The sequence below is a fragment of the Blochmannia endosymbiont of Camponotus modoc genome, from assembly GCF_023585785.1.
Taxonomy (GTDB): domain Bacteria; phylum Pseudomonadota; class Gammaproteobacteria; order Enterobacterales; family Enterobacteriaceae; genus Blochmanniella.
The window spans coordinates 1-17523 of record NZ_CP097765.1; the positions used below are offsets into that span (position 1 = coordinate 1).

The 17523-nt window shown below is 29.2% G+C and carries 13 protein-coding genes, 1 tRNA gene and 1 pseudogene; 3 read left to right on the plus strand and 12 right to left on the minus strand.

What is annotated here, in order from left to right; genetic code table 11:
- Positions 1–81 precede the first annotated feature (81 nt).
- Positions 82–1191, plus strand: a complete 1110-nt coding sequence (locus tag M9396_RS00005; RefSeq protein WP_250256676.1) for a D-alanine--D-alanine ligase family protein — start codon at positions 82–84, stop codon at positions 1189–1191.
- On the opposite strand, the gene M9396_RS00010 is transcribed toward M9396_RS00005, so the two are convergent.
- Positions 1173–1246, minus strand: a tRNA-Pro gene (locus tag M9396_RS00010). The genes M9396_RS00005 and M9396_RS00010 overlap by 19 nt on opposite strands.
- 307 nt (positions 1247–1553) lie before the next feature.
- A complete protein-coding gene (gene rplY / locus M9396_RS00015; protein ID WP_250241314.1) occupies positions 1554–1847 on the minus strand; it encodes a 50S ribosomal protein L25 in 294 nt (97 codons plus the stop codon).
- 903 nt (positions 1848–2750) lie between these two features.
- Here rplY and folE point away from each other — a divergent pair.
- A complete protein-coding gene (folE, locus tag M9396_RS00020) occupies positions 2751–3416 on the plus strand; it encodes a GTP cyclohydrolase I FolE (RefSeq protein WP_250256677.1) in 666 nt (221 codons plus the stop codon).
- 945 nt (positions 3417–4361) lie between these two features.
- Here the strand turns inward: folE and metG are convergent.
- A complete protein-coding gene (gene metG / locus M9396_RS00025) occupies positions 4362–6029 on the minus strand; it encodes a methionine--tRNA ligase (RefSeq protein ID WP_320411724.1) in 1668 nt (555 codons plus the stop codon).
- Positions 6030–6579: 550 nt separating this feature from the next.
- Between metG and gndA the strand changes: the two genes are divergently transcribed.
- Positions 6580–7992, plus strand: coding sequence for an NADP-dependent phosphogluconate dehydrogenase (gene gndA, locus M9396_RS00030; RefSeq protein ID WP_250241310.1), 1413 nt, complete (start codon positions 6580–6582; stop codon positions 7990–7992).
- 249 nt (positions 7993–8241) lie between these two features.
- On the opposite strand, the gene hisIE is transcribed toward gndA, so the two are convergent.
- The 9 genes and pseudogenes from hisIE to sbcB form a co-directional block, all read right to left on the minus strand.
- A complete protein-coding gene (gene hisIE / locus M9396_RS00035) occupies positions 8242–8883 on the minus strand; it encodes a bifunctional phosphoribosyl-AMP cyclohydrolase/phosphoribosyl-ATP diphosphatase HisIE (RefSeq protein WP_250256678.1) in 642 nt (213 codons plus the stop codon).
- Positions 8877–9653 (minus strand): imidazole glycerol phosphate synthase subunit HisF, encoded by a 777-nt coding sequence (gene hisF / locus M9396_RS00040; protein ID WP_250256679.1) that lies wholly within the window; start codon positions 9651–9653, stop codon positions 8877–8879. Before hisF ends, hisIE begins: the two co-directional genes overlap by 7 nt.
- Entirely contained in the window at positions 9635–10375 is a 741-nt protein-coding gene (gene hisA / locus M9396_RS00045) for a 1-(5-phosphoribosyl)-5-[(5-phosphoribosylamino)methylideneamino]imidazole-4-carboxamide isomerase (protein ID WP_250256680.1), read from the minus strand. The genes hisF and hisA overlap by 19 nt, the downstream gene beginning before the upstream one ends.
- Before the next feature lie 3 nt (positions 10376–10378).
- Positions 10379–10968: pseudogene (gene hisH / locus M9396_RS00050) on the minus strand (imidazole glycerol phosphate synthase subunit HisH).
- Positions 10965–12035: a bifunctional histidinol-phosphatase/imidazoleglycerol-phosphate dehydratase HisB gene (gene hisB, locus M9396_RS00055; protein ID WP_250241301.1), complete on the minus strand. Its 1071-nt coding sequence runs from the start codon at positions 12033–12035 to the stop codon at positions 10965–10967. Before hisB ends, hisH begins: the two are co-directional and overlap by 4 nt.
- Positions 12036–12051: 16 nt before the next feature.
- Positions 12052–13128, minus strand: coding sequence for a histidinol-phosphate transaminase (hisC, locus tag M9396_RS00060; RefSeq protein WP_250241299.1), 1077 nt, complete (start codon positions 13126–13128; stop codon positions 12052–12054).
- On the minus strand, positions 13106–14437 hold the full coding sequence (hisD, locus tag M9396_RS00065) for a histidinol dehydrogenase (protein ID WP_250256681.1): 1332 nt from the start codon (positions 14435–14437) through the stop codon (positions 13106–13108). Before hisD ends, hisC begins: the two co-directional genes overlap by 23 nt.
- Before the next feature lie 4 nt (positions 14438–14441).
- The gene (gene hisG, locus M9396_RS00070) at positions 14442–15341 is read right to left on the minus strand and encodes an ATP phosphoribosyltransferase (protein ID WP_250241295.1); all 900 of its coding nucleotides are present in this window, start codon (positions 15339–15341) and stop codon (positions 14442–14444) included.
- A 519-nt stretch (positions 15342–15860) separates the two neighbouring features.
- Positions 15861–17363: an exodeoxyribonuclease I gene (sbcB, locus tag M9396_RS00075; protein WP_250256682.1), complete on the minus strand. Its 1503-nt coding sequence runs from the start codon at positions 17361–17363 to the stop codon at positions 15861–15863.
- Positions 17364–17523 lie beyond the last annotated feature (160 nt).

A 17523-nucleotide genomic window follows, 5' to 3' on the forward strand; every position in this document is an offset into this window, starting at 1 on the left:
CAACATTAAATACTAAAACAGGCGAATTAATATCCTAATTAATTCGCCTGTTTTAGTATTTAATGTTTCAAGGAATGGAGTATGTCTACTAAATTATGCATTGGTATTATTTGTGGGGGTCGTTCTTTAGAACACGAGATTTCATTAAAATCAGCTATGTGTATTGCACAGTTTATTGATAAATTTCGTTTCGAGGCCATGATTTTATGGATAGACAAAAAAGGATGTTGGCATTTGAAAGATATCAACTTCCGTAATTTATCATATCATAAAAATGATAAAATTTCTATTTTTTTACAAAACTGTCCTCATCCATTTAAATTTCATACTAAAAATATAAATTTTTTATTAAAATTTGATGTTATTTTCCCGGTAGTCCATGGAACACTAGGAGAAGATGGTGCTTTGCAAGGTTTATTGTGTATGATGAATTTGCCATTTGTTGGGTCTAATGTTTTGAGCTCATCTGTAGGGATGAATAAAGACGTGTCTAAATGTTTGTTGCGTGATGCGGGTTTATCCGTAGTACCATTTAGAACTGTTTTGGCTCAGGATCAAGATAATATAGATTTTGACTATTTTGTTTCTATCTTTGGATTACCTTTGTTTGTGAAGCCATCAAATCAAGGGTCATCGATAGGAGTATCGAAAGTGACTAAATGTGAAGATTTTAACTTAGCTTTAAACAAAGCTTTCTCTTTTAGTAATAAAATATTAATAGAACCAGCTATTATTGGAAGAGAATTGGAATGCGCGGTATTGGGTAATGATAATCCAAAAATTAGTGTGTGTGGCGAAGTTATATTATCAGATAATAATTTTTATACTTATCATGATAAATATGTGGAACATAAAGCACAGATCATGATACCTGCTTTAATTAATGATGCAATAAGTGACGATATTCGTCATATTGCTTTACGTGCATTTCAGGTGTTAAATTGTTCTGGAATGGCGCGGGTAGATTTTTTTTTAGGTTTGGATAATAAAATTTTTATTAATGAAGTTAATACGTTACCTGGATTTACTTGCGATAGTATGTATCCTAAATTGTGGGAGGTAAGTGGATTAAATTTTCAAGAATTAATTACGAAATTGGTAGAATTAGCGCTAGATCTACATGATAAAAATAATTATTTTTATCATGTAGATGGCGCTGTATTTAAGTATTTTCGGCATGAGAGGATTTGAACCTCTGACCTCCGACACCCCATGACGGTGCGCTACCAAACTACGCTACATGCCGTTTTAGGTTTATTATAAAAAAATTTGTGAAAGTGAATACATAACTGTAGATTTTCATTCTGAATATGATTGTTAGTTTTTGTTTGTGATCACTCAGATATTTTTATATATATTTGATGTTGTGTGTATTGGTATTTTATTATTTTATATTTAATATTTATTAAATTTAATTTTCATTAGTTATTATAAACATTTTATTGCATGGTTAATGTGTATGTATATTTATATTATATAAAGAAAACAAGTCTTAATTTATAATTAAAGATGTATTTTTTAATTAGGTGTTATTTTTAAAATAAATTATGTTATTAAACACGTGTAAAATCAATATGTATTAGTTTAGCCTTGAAAGGATGATATTGTAGTTCTTGCACCTTGACTGTAATAGTTTGTTGATTTTCTATAAATAATAGAATAACATTATTTTTGTATAATTGTATTACAGCTTCAGGATGTAAGATATCGTTTTGATTCAATACAATGGGTACGCTTGGTTCCTGGCCTCTATTGTAGATAATAGCTGGACATTTGTTTTGTTTACGTAATCGTCTTGTTGCGCCTTTTTTGTGATAAATGCGTAAATTAGCTTTGATTGTTAACATTATTGTAGTACCTAATTAAATATTTTTATTAATAATTTGATTATAATATATCTTTCAATTTGAAACGATGATTCCTTTTATCACATAATATAATATGAATAACCATTTATATAATTAAATACTACATACCAATAAATGTTATTTAGTATTTTTCTGTCGTGATGAATTTTCAAGTGAATCATTTTAACCGATTAATATATTCAACAATGAAAGTAATTGAAAATTTAATATTTATACTTTATCAGTTTTATTTGATTATATTACTCTGATATATTTTATTTGTATTAAGTATATTAACATGTGAAAATCATAAAAATTCTGATGGTTTTATAGCCCTATACTCGTGATATTCATTGAATTTGATATCTTATTTTATTTTAAAGTATTTATAGTATCATAAAATTTATAAACAATGTAATAGAATAAATATTTTCAATGATTTGATCAATTTTTAAAATTTTTATTATTTGTAAAATATTTTCGATAGAAAAAATATATTAAAAATAAATGAGTAAATACAATTTTATTTCAATATTTTTAATATATTAATGGATACATAATTTATTTGTAGATTACAAAATTATCAATGTGATTTACAGAGATATTTATGTATAAACATGAGAATACATTATTGATGTTCTTGCATAAATTATAATATTTATTGTTTACAATATGAAAGTGTTGATAATGTTTAGGTGTTTTTTATAACAAATGCAATTATATAAGAATATCTAAGTAATTTAAAAAATTAATATACTTGATTGTGGGTTTGTAATAATAAAATATCCATTTTGAATATTAATCAATGTATACTTTGATTTAATTAAAATGTTTCTAAATTGGTGATAAGTACAATATATTACGTGCAAAGTTTTTCATGAGTGCGTTTTTAGAGAAAGTTATATGTCTATATTAACACAAGAAGCGCTATTAGTACGTGATGCTTTATTAGTGCGAGGATTAGAAAATCCATTAATTGAGCTGAATATTAATCATCAAATACGTAAACGTCGTATTGAAGATCATATGAGAGCTATTGTGCGTCTTCTTAATCTCGATTTAGAACATGATAGTTTATTAAATACCCCTAAACGTATAGCTAAGATGTATATAGAAGAAATTTTCTCAGGTTTAGATTATTCAAATTTTCCTAAAATTGCAATTATTCAGAATACAATGCAAATAAATGAGATGATAACAGTGAGGGGTATTAATATCACTAGTACTTGTGAACATCATTTCATTGTTTTTAATGGTAAAGTGACTATTTCTTATATTCCAGAAAAAAATGTGATTGGTTTGTCAAAAATAAATAGAATAGTTCAATTTTTTTCTAAAAGACCACAGTTACAGGAACGATTAACAAAACAAATTTTTTTAGCGTTGCAAACCTTACTTAATACAGATAATGTGGCAATATTTATTGATGCAGTACATTATTGTGTTAAAGCTAGGGGTATTCATGATGTTAGCAGCACTACAACTACTACTGCGCTAGGGGGGTTATTTAAATCTAATACGAATACTAGAAAAGAATTTCTGCATGCAATTATGTATTGTAATCATTGATTTATATTTTTTATTTAAAATTTAATAAGGTTATTATATATATCATAGAATATGAATTCTAAAGACATAGCAATCTGCTTATAGTATTTGTTTAAGTATTTGCAATGGAAACGGAATGTTTGATGCTTATTTTAATAGATATTAGAATCGTTTTAAAGATTTGTTTTTATTGATATAGAGCTGTAACTGTATATCAGAATATAGATTTAAGTATTTTTATAGCTTTTTATTAAATAAATTGATCTAAGAATTTATTTTTTTATGATTAAATGTGTCAAAAAAAAGATCATGAAAATTGAAATTTCAGTGTAATTGAATTTATTTGTGTTAATTAATAATATGGATTTAATATCTATCTATATCCATCTTATGTTTTGGGATCGTAGTTGAGGAGTGTTGTATTTAGAGATTATATTTTGAATGGAAACATGAATGAAGTATAGTTAGAAACCAAAATTTTTTAAATTATATAAGAATATTGATATGAATGGTGCATGTAAATAAAAATAAATTTTATCAAGTAATAGTCTTGTGAATGAAAGGAATGATTATGATTAAAATTATTTAATATTTAATTTTTGTTTATTGTCATTGATTTTATTATAATTATTGCGTTGTAGACGGCATATTTTAATATAGTGTTGTTTCAATTTCAAAATGTTTTAACAGAATTAAATAGTATTATCTGTTGTTGTATCTTAATGAGATTAAGAAATATTTTTGTTTATCTGTGTTAAGGTATTGAATGTAACATTACATTTATGTATATGTAAAATTTTTTCAAGTGATATTGTTATTAAACAAGAGCCTATATCATATATATTTTCATTTTTGATAATAAATTCACGTATAGATTTCATTGTGTAACGTATGCACTAATACAGTTAGTTGTTTTAGCGTCGTTATTGTGTGTTTATGTTAAATAGTGATTTGTGCTGTGTGTCTTCATACATTATTATCCGGAAGGCGTTCATTTAATTGAGATTTATTTGTTATAGATGCAATTTGGTCGGGATGGATTCGAGAAAAAATTATTTTGAATTTGTTAATTCGATGATTTAATAAAGGCATAGAAAGACTGTCCCAGGTAAGACGAGTGTTGAGAAAACATTCACTATAATTAGCTAATTTAGGCAAAACAGGTTTCAAATAGATCATCAGAACACGAAACAACTGAATACCCATAGAATAAATAGATAACGCCTCTTGTCTACGGTCTATTTTTTTTGCGACATGCCACGGAGCATGTTTATCTATGTAACGATTAGCTTCATCTGCTAATTTCATAATTTCCCGCATTGCGTAGTTAAACTCTCTTTTTTGAAATAATTTCCCTATATAATGTCTGGATTCAATAAACATATTATATATAACTGGATGCGTTAATGTATTTGATAAGTGGCCATTATAATATTGATGTATAAATCCAGAATTTCTAGATGCTAAATTTAATACTTTATTAATAACATCTGAATTTACTCTAGTAATAAAATCTGATAAGTTCAAATCTATGTCGTTAGTATGAGATGAAAGTTTCGTGGCATAATAATATCTTAAATAATCTGGGTTTAAACATGATAAGTAAGAACTTACGTTGATGCAAGTCCCTTTAGATTTTGATATTTTAGATCCATTTAAAGTAACATGCCCATGAACAAATATATTAGTTGGTTTTCGAAATTGACTACCTGACAAAACAGCTGGCCAAAATAAACAATGAAAGTAAATAATATCTTTACCTATAAAATGATATAAGTCTGTTTTGGAATTCGTGCTCCAAAAGTCGTTAAAAGATATGTTTTTATTTTTTTTGCATAAATTTTTAAAGGTACCCATATATCCAATAGGGGCATCCATCCATACATAAAAATATTTTTCTGAAGAATTAGGAATCTTAAATCCAAAATAAGGAGCGTCTCTAGAAATGTCCCATTGTTTTAAACCTAATTTAAACCATTCTTCTACTTTGTTGGCTACTTCTTTTTGTATGCTTCCTGATCGGATCCATGTACGCAATGTATCAGTAAAAGCTGGTAAATCAAAAAAGAGATGTTCGGATTTGCGTATTATCGGAGATGTTCCAGAAATAACTGATTTGGGGTTTATAAGCTCTAAAGAGGTATAAATAGTACCGCATGTTTCACAATTATCTCCATATTGATCATCTTTTTTGCATTTTGGACATATGCCTTTAACAAATCGATCTGGCAAAAACATATTTTTTTGAGCATCATATAATTGAGAAATAAATTTAGATTTGATGAATCCACGTGTTTTTAATCGAAAATAAATGTCATGTAGTAATTCACGAGTTTCTTCGCTGTGAGTAGAATAGTAGTTATCATAGCTAATTCCGAATTTGTAGCAATCTCGTTGATGTTCTTGTCGTATTTGGGCAATCATTTGTTCTGGCGCTATATTAAGTTGTTGTGATTTTAACATAATGGCAGTTCCATGGGCATCATCTGCACAAATAAAGTATACACAATTGCCTTGCATGCGTTGATAACGAACCCAGATATCCGCTTGTATATGTTCTAACATGTGTCCAATATGAAGTGAACCATTAGCGTAAGGTAGGGCACAAGTAACTAGCATTTTTTTTTTAGTCATAATAGTTTTGTGGATTTAAAATTTAAATATATCGTATGACGACATATACTGTAGATTATTAAAATGTAATTGTTTTTTATAATGCATATCATGAATGCACAGTATTTATTATATATATATTAATGATAATTAAAATTGTATTTGGTTATTTTTAATAGTTTTTATTAATGTTTTAATATTGTTGTAATGGCAGTTTTATATTCAATAAAAATTCTATTTTATAATTTATTACACATTTTAAATGTAATTTAGCACGGTGTAATAATAGTTTTTTATGATATATAAAATAACATATATGTATACGGTCCGCCTTGAGGATATTTTTTAAATAAATATTCACAATTGGCTCGGTTAATTACGATTTTATAACATTGTTCAAGCTGATTGTTGCTTTACGTTTTGTATTCATATTTAAATATTATTTAAAATTTTTTATTTTTATATTGAAGTATTTATGTATAATATTTTCATATTATGAACCAGATACAAATTAGTCATTATTTAACTATTATTAAAATATATAACATACTTATACCACAGAGGAGTAGATATGTTCAAACAACAAAAGATTGGTATTATCGGTATGGGTGTTATGGGTCGAAATTTAGCATTAAACATTGAAAGCAAAGGTTATTGTGTTGCTATTTACAATCGTTCTAAGGATAAAACCGATTCAGTTGTTACTACTAATCCAAAAAAAAATATCATCCCATGTTATTCAATAGAGGAATTCGTACTATCCTTAAATAAACCTCGTTTTATATTTTTAATGATCACATCAGGAACGCATATCGATAATGTTATAAAAATATTGTCCCCTTATATGGATCCGGGAGATATTTTAATTGATGGAGGTAATTCATTTTATAAAGATACTATGCGTCGTAATCTTGAGTTATCAAAAAAGGGGATAAATTTGATTGGAACTGGTATTTCTGGGGGAGAAGAAGGAGCTTTAAAAGGGCCATCGATTATGCCCGGAGGGCAAATTGATGCATATAAAATGGTTGAGTCGGTCTTTAAAAAAATTGCTGCTCGTGTTAATGATGAAACTTGTGTTGCATATATAGGACCAAATGGATCTGGTCATTATGTCAAGATGATACATAACGGCATAGAGTACGGAGATATGCAAATAATTGCTGAAATATATTTTTTTATCAAAAATATATTTCATTTAAGTCACGAAGCATTAGGAGAAATTTTTAATAAATGGAATCAAGGCGAATTAAATAGTTATCTTATTGAAATAACAAGTCGTATCTTCGTTAGAAAAGATGCTAATAATCATGGTTACATTCTTGATTCTATATTAGATGTGGCTGGAAATAAGGGCACTGGAGCATGGGCTAGTCAAGATGCGATTGATTTAGGAATACCATTAAGTATGATTACTGAATCAGTGTTTTCTCGTTATATGTCTGTACTTAAAAAACAACGTCTTACAGCATCAAAAATATTGTTAGGACCTAATAGAAAAAATTGTTTTGAGAGCAAATGTTTATACCTAGAAAAAGCGCGAAAAGCATTGTACCTTAGTAAGATTATTTTATATGCGCAAGGTTTTTATCAATTGAAAATTGCGTCTGATAAGTATCATTGGGATTTAAATTACAAACAAATTGCTCAAATTTTTCGTGCAGGATGTATAATTAGATCAAAATTTTTACAAAAAATTATTGATATTTATTCCCAAACTCCAGATATTACTAATTTGTTATTGTCTCCGTATTGTGTCAATGTCGCGAATGATTACCAAAAAATGTTGAGAGAGGTGGTAGTGTGCGGCATTAAATACGGTATTCCAATGCCTACTTTATCTGCTGCTATAGCGTACTATGATAGTTATCGCAGTAATGTGTTACCTGCAAATCTTATTCAAGCTCAAAGAGATTGTTTCGGAGCACATACTTATACGTGTTTTGATAAAAAAGGTACGTTTCACACTGATTGGTTAAAATAAATATAAGTAGAATATTGTTTCAATATTAATTAAATAATTTACGTAACAACCAATACCCCATTATATGTGGAATATTGAAGATATCAAAATTTATTAAGTTTTTATTCATGAGGACTGTTTTTTGTTGTATGTATAATAAATTAATTGGTATTCCTATAAATATATTAATATTGATTATATATATTATTACTAATAAAATGAGTAATTGTTTGGTTTCATTATATTATTTTATGTGTATAATGTTATTGTTTATTGGTTTAATTTGTTATCATTATTTCGAATTTTTAATTCCTTGATGATTGCATTAAAACTTACTGATTTATGTTGTAATAGGACTAATAAATGATAAATGAGATCTGATGCTTCATTAATGAGTTCTTTTGTATTACAACAGGAAATTGCTGCAAGGGCAGTTTCTAGTCCTTCTTCACCAACTTTTTGAGCAATGCGTTTGACACCACTAGCATACAAACGAGATGTATAGGATGTATTAATGAGACGGGATGATATATTTTTTTTTGAAGATATAATGTTTTCTAATTGATGAAGAAAACTTAATTCTGCTATCCCAGGATGGAAGCAGCTACTAGTATTATTATGACAAGTAGGTCCATGAGGTAAAGCGAAAATTAATAACGCATCCTGATCACAATCTGAATACCAATTGATCAATTTTAATATATTTCCAGATTTTTCTCCTTTAGTCCATAATCTATTTTTGCTGCGTGAAAAAAAAGTAATATGCTTAGTTTGTTCTGTTTTTATCATTGATTCTTTATTCATATGTCCTAGCATTAATACTTCTCCTGATTCAGCATGTTGTATGATAGCAGGCATTAGACCGTGATTTTTAGTCCAATTTAATTGCTGATGCTGATTTTTAATTAACATAATCTAATTTTTATCCCTTCTTTATCTAAAAATTGTTTCAATTTATGAATGTCAATAATTTGCTTATGAAATACCGAAGCTGCTAACGTTCCATCTACATTGGCATCACGAAAGGCTTCTAAGAAATGTTGATAGGTACCAGCTCCGCCAGAAGCTATAAGTGGTACTTTACAATGTTTTCTAATATTCCGTAATTGATCTAAATCATAACCATTTTTCGTTCCATCTTGATTCATCATATTTAATACTATTTCTCCAGCTCCATATTCTTGTACTTTTTTAACCCAATCCAATGTTTGCCATGTTGTGATCTTTGTACGAGCACTGTCCCCAGTATAGCATTTTACTTGGTAAATCTTTTTTTTAGGATTATGCCAGGTATCGATGCTAACTACAACGCATTGTGTGCCTAAATGGTCAGCTAGTTCTTGGATTAGCATTGGGTTAATTAAAGCAGGAGAATTAATTGAAATTTTGTCTGCTCCAGACGCAAGAATTTGTTTAGCTTGTTTTAATGTACTTATGCCTCCAGCAACACAGAATGGTATATTTATTGCTTTAGCAATCTGAGAAATCCATCTCTTATTCACTACTTGATCATTAGGTGATGCTGTGATGTCATAAAATACTAATTCATCGGCTCCTGATTTTGCATATCTATTTGCTAATTCTAAAATATCTCCTACAATTTTGTGATCTTTAAATTGTATTCCTTTGATTACTTTGTTATTAGCTACATCAAGACAAGGAATTATTCGTTTTGCCAACATGATATAGCCTCATCGATAGTAAATGTATTTTCTAAAAAAGCACGACCAATAATGATTCCGGCTACTCCAGAAGAACGTAATTTAGATATTTCTGTTAAATTATTAACGCCTCCAGACGATTGAAATGCTATTCGTGGCCAAGAATGACATATTGATCGATATAAAGATATATTGCTACCTAACAAAGTTCCATCTTTGGAGATATCTGTGCAAATAACATGTTTTAAGCCTACAGTATAATATTCTTCTATTATTTGTTCTAATTGCAAATCAGTTTCTTTTTGCCAACCGTAAATAGCAACTTTTCTATTTTCTTCAGAATAAACGTGTATATCTACCGCTAAAACTAAAGTATTTGGATCAAAATATTCAAACCATTTTTTTACTGTCTTTGGCTGTGTAACTGCTATAGAACCTAATACTATACGTGTTGCTCCCGATTTTAATAGAATTTCTACATCTGCAGCGTTACGTATACCTCCTCCTATTTGTATTTTAGATAGAGGAGTAGTTTCTTTTATTAATTGACTAATTAATAAACTTTGTCTTTTTGATGGATTTTTTGCTCCATCTAGATCAACTAGATGTATCATTTTTGCTCCTTGTCGTATGTATTTTTTCAATAATGATATGGGTTCTCCGTAATTAGTTTGCATACAATAAGATCCTTGATACAGTCTAACTATATTTCCGTTAATAATATCTAGCGCAGGAATAATCACAAATTATATCTCCAAAAAATTTTTTACTAATTGTTGCCCAGGCATTCCTGATTTTTCTGGATGAAATTGTACACCAAAAAAATTTTTATATTTTATAACTGAACTAAATAATTGTCCGTAATTTGTTTGAGAAATTGTTACAGAACATATTTCTATGAAATAACTATGTGCAAAATAAAAATAATCATTTTCTTTTATACCATAAAATAAAAAATGTTTTTTCGGAATAGTAATAGTATTCCACCCCATATGTGGCAGGGGAAAACCGTGGTATTGCATACGTTTAACAGGTGTATTAATAATGTTTAAAGTGTTTACACCATTATTTTCAGAACTTATGGATCCAAATAACTGCATTCCTAAACAAATACCCAATATTGGTTTAGTACAATTTTGTATTAATGTAATTAGATTTTTTTTTTTAATTGTTTCATCGCAGATGAAGCAGCGCCTACTCCCGGTAAAAACAGTTTGTCCGCCTGAGATATAACATCGGCTCTGTTACTTATTATTGGGTTGTGTCCTAATCTATGCAGCATGGTTTTTACAGATAATAAATTAGAGCAGTTGGTGTCTATAATAACTATATTCATAGCAATGTTCCTTTAGAGCTTGGTATGTTATCATTGTCTATGTAAATGGCTTGACGTAATGATCGTCCGAAAGATTTAAATAAACTTTCTGCTTTATGATGATCATTCTTGCCAGTTGCTTGTAAATGTAAAGTACAACCCATTTTTGAAGATAATGAACGAAAAAAATGTTCTATCATTTCAGTACTGAGATCTCCTATTTTTTGAAAAGTATAGTTAGCTTCATAGTAGAAGTATGTTCGCCCAGAAAGATCTAATACACATTGCGCAATACTTTCATCCATAGGTAAGGTAAATCCGAACCTTCCAATGCCACGTTTGTTGCCCAATGCAACGTTTAAAGCTTTTCCTAATGTTAAAGCTGTATCTTCTACAGTATGATGATCATCTACATGTAAATCGCCTTTTGCTGTAATATTCATACATAATCCAGCATGCACAGCTATTTGCTGTAACATATGATTAAAAAAATTAATACCAGTATTAATGTAACTTTTATTGTTTTGATCTAACCATATCGTGATGTCTATATTAGTTTCTTCAGTGGTGCAATGAATATGTGCTGATCTGTGACGTTGCGTTAAATAGTTTTTAATTTTTTTCCAACCAAAATTAGTACGATTATATTGTATTCCTTGAATATCCATATTAGTTGCTAAAATCATATCAGTATTTCGATCTCCGATAACATAACTATTAAATTTATTTAATTTGTTATCGATTAGCCAAGAACTTACTAATGCAGTTTTTGGTTTACGACAACTACATTGTTCTTCAGGAAGATGAGGGCAAATTAGTATTTGATTGAATTTAATACCCTGAGATTGAAATATTTGAATCATTAGACGATGCGGTTTATCAAATTTTTCTCTAGGAAATGAAGCACTTCCTAATCCATTTTGATTAGTAACTATAACAAATTCAAAACCTATATTTTTCAACGCTATAAGAGCAGGAATCACATATGGTTCCAATGAGAATTTGTCTAAAGAATCGATTTGAAAATTGTCTTTTGGTTCATTAATTAAGGTTCCATCACGATCTATAAATAAAACTTTATGATTCATGAGCGCTCCTATTTATCTATATAGATAATGATGCGACATGTAATTTTTTTAAAACAGAAACTACGTGTTTGCATTCATTATATGTGCCGACAGTAATACGCAAGCAATTAACTAATCCTGGTTGGTTGCTTTGATCTCTTAAAACTATTCCTTGATGCAATAATGTCTTAAAAACCTGATATTTTGGATTGAATTTAACCAATACATAATTAGCGTTACTATTAAATACTTGTTGAACACAAGAACATTTTTTTAAGCCTGTAATTAATATGTTTCGGTTTGTATTGACTGTAGCTATTCTGTTCTGGGTGTATTGTATGCTTGTAGGGGTTAGAGCTTGTTCTGCGATATCAATTACTGGAGTAGACAATGGGTATGGTGCGATCACTTTTTCTAATAATTTAATAATTTCTGGATTAGCTAAAGTGAAACCACAGCGCAATCCTGCTAACGCGAAAGCTTTAGATAAAGTTCTTAAGATAACTAGATGAGGATACATTGATAGCCAACGTACTAAGCTTGCGTCCGGGCAAAAATCAATATATGCTTCATCGGTTACTAATAACGCTCGGTTTTGAATAATGTTTAATAACTTTTTTAAACTATTTAAATGAATAATGTTACCAGTAGGGTTGTTTGGGTTACAAATATAAATTAATTTAACATTGTTTAGTTGTGATTCAATGGATGCTAAATCGAGTTGCCAGTTTTTCTTTTTAGGTATAATCCGATAATTAATTCCTAAAATTTCTGCAGTGGTTTTATACATACCGTATGTCGGTGGGCAAAATATAATAACGTCTTTTCCAGGATTACAAAAAACTTTCATTAATAATTCAATACTTTCATCGGCTCCTCTCGACACTAAAACTTGATCAGATCGAACCCCAGCATAATAAGCATAATTGTTAATCACTTCTTGTGGTTGACAAGTAGGATATCTATGAATTTTTTTATAACGAAATTGATAGTTGGGAGAGATTGGAAATTCATTAGCGTTCAGCCATATGTTACCTGAATGTGTGCATTTTCTAGCAGATTGATAAGGTTTAAGAGTCAATATATTATTCCTAGCCAAGTAACGAACGTTCATTTTGTTCCTTGATATAGTTTATACGATGTGCTATGGCATATTCATGAGCTTTTAATTGTTCGATTTGTGTTAATGTTGTAATGGTTGATGATAGTTTCAGTAATCCATTTTGGGTTAATTGTTGTACCGATATTCTTTTTTGAAAATCTATAACTCCTAGACCAGATGTGGTAACTGCGCGCCCGTATGTAGGTAAGACGTGATTAGGCCCGCTTGCATAATCTCCAGCAGTTTCCGGAGACCAATTTCCAAGGAATATTGATCCAGCATTCATGATGTAATGTAAATAATCTGATGCATTTTCAATTTGAATAATCAAATGTTCTGGAGCATAGCTATTACTTATAGAAAAACATTCCATTAAATTGTTAGTAATGATCATGCGACTATTCAATAATACATTATTAATTATATCATTTCGTGGTAGTATCTTTAATTGTTTATGTAGCTCTTTTTTTGTTTGTTCTGCAATATACGAGTGGGGCGTTATAAGTATTACGTGTGAATCAGGTCCGTGCTCTGACTGTGACAAAAGATCTGCTGCGATAAAAATAGGATTAGCCGTATTATCTGCAATAATTAATATTTCGGAAGGTCCAGCTAACATATCAATAGCAGCTCCATTTGGAGCGAGATTAATTTGTCGTTTTGCTTCTGTAACCCATATATTACCTGGTCCAAATATCTTATCCACTTTCGGAATAGACTCAGTGCCAAATCCCATAGCGGCTATAGATTGACTACCTCCTACTTGATAAATTTCGTCAATACCACAAAGTCGTGCGGTATATATAATTACGTCCGGAATTGGTGGGGGTGAACATAATATTACACGTTTACATTGCGCAATACGAGCAGGGATACCTAACATCATTACTGTCGACAACAGCGGTGCAGTTCCTCCTGGTACATATAATCCAACAATATTTAATGGGCGAATAATTTGTTGGCAATATACGCCTGGAAGAGTTTCCACGATTACCTCTGAATAACATTGTGCTTGATGAAACCGTGTTATATTGGTCATGGCGGTATGTATTGCTTGTTTTATTTCATTAGACAAGTTACGTCCCGAATTCATGATCATTTCAGTTGGGATTTGTAATTGTGTAGTTTGTACGTTGTCAAAATCAAAATTAAATTTAAATAAAGCACGATCGCCTTCGTTATAAACTTTTGTAAGTATATTTTTAACATTTATACAAATATCGTTTAATTTGTTATTTATTGGACGGGTAAGCAGTGTTTTTTGTTCAGATTTAGAACAATCATTCCAATGAATAGATATAGGATGTTCATGAGCAATCATAATATTATTCCATCATTTTTTCTATTGGTAATACTAAAATAGAACTAGCTCCAAGATTTTTTAAATTTTCCATTGTTTCCCAAAATAATGTTTCATTACTTACCATGTATATTGCTACACGATGTTGATTGCCTGCTAATGGTAATACTGTTGGACTTTCTGCTCCAGGTAGTAAATTAATAATTTCCTCTAGTTGTTCAGCAGGGGCATGCAGCATGATGTATTTAGATCCCCTGGCTTGGATTACTCCTTGAATACGAATTATTAATTTGTTGATTAGTGATTGTTTTATGTTGGATAATTCTCCAGATCGTTGAATAAGACACGCTCTAGATCGATAGATTACTTCTACTTCATGTAATCCATTAGCTTCTAACGTAGCTCCGGTAGACACGAGATCACAAATTGCATCTGCTAATCCAGCGCGTGGTGCTACTTCTACTGATCCATTTAATAAACAAGATTTAAAATGAATACCTAATTTATCTAAATATTGTTTCAGAAGATGTGGGTATGAAGTGGCAATTCGTTTTCCTTGTAAGGATTTTGGACCGTTCCATGGTTCATCTATGGGTAAGGCCATAGATAACCGACAATCTCCAAAATCTAATCGGAGTAACATAATGTAGCAAGGATTATCTCCTTGCGATCGTCTCGTTAATAACGCTTCTTCTAATACATTTTCTCCGATAATACCTAAATCTACTATGCCGTCCATAACTAAACCAGGAATATCATCATCTCGCACTCGCATTATATCGATAGCCATGTTTTCCGCAAACGCTAATAGACGTTGTTGTTGTAAATTAATTTTAATTCCACATTGTTCAAGAAGTTGTTGGGATTCTTTGCTCAATCTTCCTGATTTTTGCATTGCTATTCGTAACCGCGATCTATCCAGCATGATATTTTACCTTATGTCAACAATTTTCCATTACTAAATACTTTTTTAAAATTCTTGCAACAGAAGTACCTTTGATATTATTAATAAACAAAATATTAAAAAATGATTTCTATTGTTAAATGTGTTTGAAGGATTTAGTCAGGGTAATGATGATAAATTAACATATGAAGTACAGTCTTCCTATTGAACATTTTTTATTACTTTAATATTTTAACGAATATAATTAAATTTGTATAGGGTTGAATGTTATAAAAGTTACTTTATTTATATACGTATATAATTAATGTCTTAATTAAATTAAAAATTATTTTAAAATATTAGCTCGCATACTTGAGAAGTAATTATGTAATAATCCAAATATGTAGTTATATATTGCGTATGTTAGTATGATATGCATGTATTATAGTGTATATTGTTAGTATAAATTATGTGATTTTTTTTGCAAATTTTTTTCATATATTTTAGTTCAGATTAAGGTATATCGCATTATGTATATATGAAAAAATTAAAAATTAATTTTTAATGAAAATGAAAATAAGCTTCATAAAGATATTGATAATATTTTTGTAATGCATGTAAAAGTGTAATTTTTTGATCATTATATTTATAGATTGACAGAAGTTGATTCAGTTTATCGTTATAAGATTTTGATTGATCTTTATTAAATAATTTATTTTTTTTATAGTTCAACCATTTTTTTTGTTCTTGGTCATTTAAAGTATTAGGAAAATTTCGGGCTCTATAGTAGAATAACAGTGATTTTAAACGAGTATCAACGTGGTCAGTGCATAAATTTTTTAACTCTTTTGCATGAGTTTTACGGATACTTTCAATTATTTTGCGATCAGAATTATTGAAGAATTTGTGATATAGTTGACTGTCTACATGAAGATTATTGTATAGATTTTGTTGATTGATGTAAGCTCCTATAATGGTATATAGTGTGTTTATTTTATTACGTAGATAGACGCTATTTTCATGCATTCTAATAAAATTTAAGTTTTTTAAACAGTATTGATAGTTGATGGAGAGCTGCATGGTATAAGCAGTGTTAATATTTTTTTTGTCAAAAAAGTTTATTGGTATTAAAATGGGGCACGCATTTAATCGAATCAATCGTAGTGGTATTTTTTTAAAAATATCATATATCGTTGTGTGATTAGAATATAATTTTTGATATATCGTATTAATATTTAAATTAACTAAAGTATCTATATCACCATTTAAATCACATGCTATTAAAATGTTAGGATTTGTAGGATGTCGAGCGATTGGAGCTATATGAGTTATAAAATTTTTGTATTTATTATTTATTTTATTCATTATAAATATCAGAGGATTCATGGTATCTAGATCGATTATTTTTTGTAATTGATATTTGGTGCGATGATCAAATAGAAATTGAAATAATTGTGGCTGAACTTCTTTTATTAATTTTGTTAATTCTAAAGTAGCGTATACATCTGACATAGCGTCATGTGCGCTGAGATGTTTTATAGAATTTGCTTGTGCTAAATCTTTCAGACGAAAACTGGGTTTATTTTGAGTGTTCAATGGCCATATAATACCATTTGGACATAGTGAATAACAAGCACGTAGCACATGTAATAAGTCCCATCGGGAATTTCCTCGCTGATAAGCCCATAAGTAAGGGTCATGAAAATTTCTATAAAAAATGTTTCTACTGAATTCATCGTCAAAATGAATATTATTGTATCCAAGGATACAAGTTTTAGGGATACAAAATAATTGATGAATACGACGAGCGAACTCAGATTCAATCAATCCATGACGTAAAGTATCTTGAGGAACGATTCCTGTAATGAGGACAGATTGCGGATCGGGGAGGTAATCATTTGATAAGCGACAGAAGAAGACTTCTTCTTTTTCTATAGGTTTTAATGCGGAATTCGTACGAATTCCGGCAAATTGCGCTGGCCTATCTAGCGCTGGATTGATGCCAAAAGTTTCATAATCATAAATAAAAAAACTAGGTTGTGTAACATTAACACGCATGAGCATAATGATGTGAGCTGTTTTGATTGAATAATCATTGAATTATTTATTAAAATTATAATAATTTAATTGGATTTAATTGTATATATAATATCTATTATATATGGGTGTTTTAATTTATTATTGTTACTAATAGTCTAATTATAAATATCTACAATATGTAATG

Excerpts from the sequence above, each read along its gene's own strand:
- rplY (WP_250241314.1), bottom strand. The coding sequence starts at position 1,847 with ATGTTAACAATCAAAGCTAATTTACGCATTTATCACAAAAAAGGCGCA.
- gndA (WP_250241310.1), top strand. The coding sequence starts at position 6,580 with ATGTTCAAACAACAAAAGATTGGTATTATCGGTATGGGTGTTATGGGT.
- folE (WP_250256677.1), top strand. The coding sequence starts at position 2,751 with ATGTCTATATTAACACAAGAAGCGCTATTAGTACGTGATGCTTTATTA.
- hisD (WP_250256681.1), bottom strand. The coding sequence starts at position 14,437 with ATGATTGCTCATGAACATCCTATATCTATTCATTGGAATGATTGTTCT.
- M9396_RS00005 (WP_250256676.1), top strand. The coding sequence starts at position 82 with ATGTCTACTAAATTATGCATTGGTATTATTTGTGGGGGTCGTTCTTTA.
- hisF (WP_250256679.1), bottom strand. The coding sequence starts at position 9,653 with ATGTTGGCAAAACGAATAATTCCTTGTCTTGATGTAGCTAATAACAAA.
- sbcB (WP_250256682.1), bottom strand. The coding sequence starts at position 17,363 with ATGCTCATGCGTGTTAATGTTACACAACCTAGTTTTTTTATTTATGAT.
- hisG (WP_250241295.1), bottom strand. The coding sequence starts at position 15,341 with ATGCTGGATAGATCGCGGTTACGAATAGCAATGCAAAAATCAGGAAGA.
- hisIE (WP_250256678.1), bottom strand. The coding sequence starts at position 8,883 with ATGTTAATTAAAAATCAGCATCAGCAATTAAATTGGACTAAAAATCAC.
- hisB (WP_250241301.1), bottom strand. The coding sequence starts at position 12,035 with ATGAATCATAAAGTTTTATTTATAGATCGTGATGGAACCTTAATTAAT.
- hisC (WP_250241299.1), bottom strand. The coding sequence starts at position 13,128 with ATGAACGTTCGTTACTTGGCTAGGAATAATATATTGACTCTTAAACCT.
- metG (WP_320411724.1), bottom strand. The coding sequence starts at position 6,029 with ATGACTAAAAAAAAAATGCTAGTTACTTGTGCCCTACCTTACGCTAAT.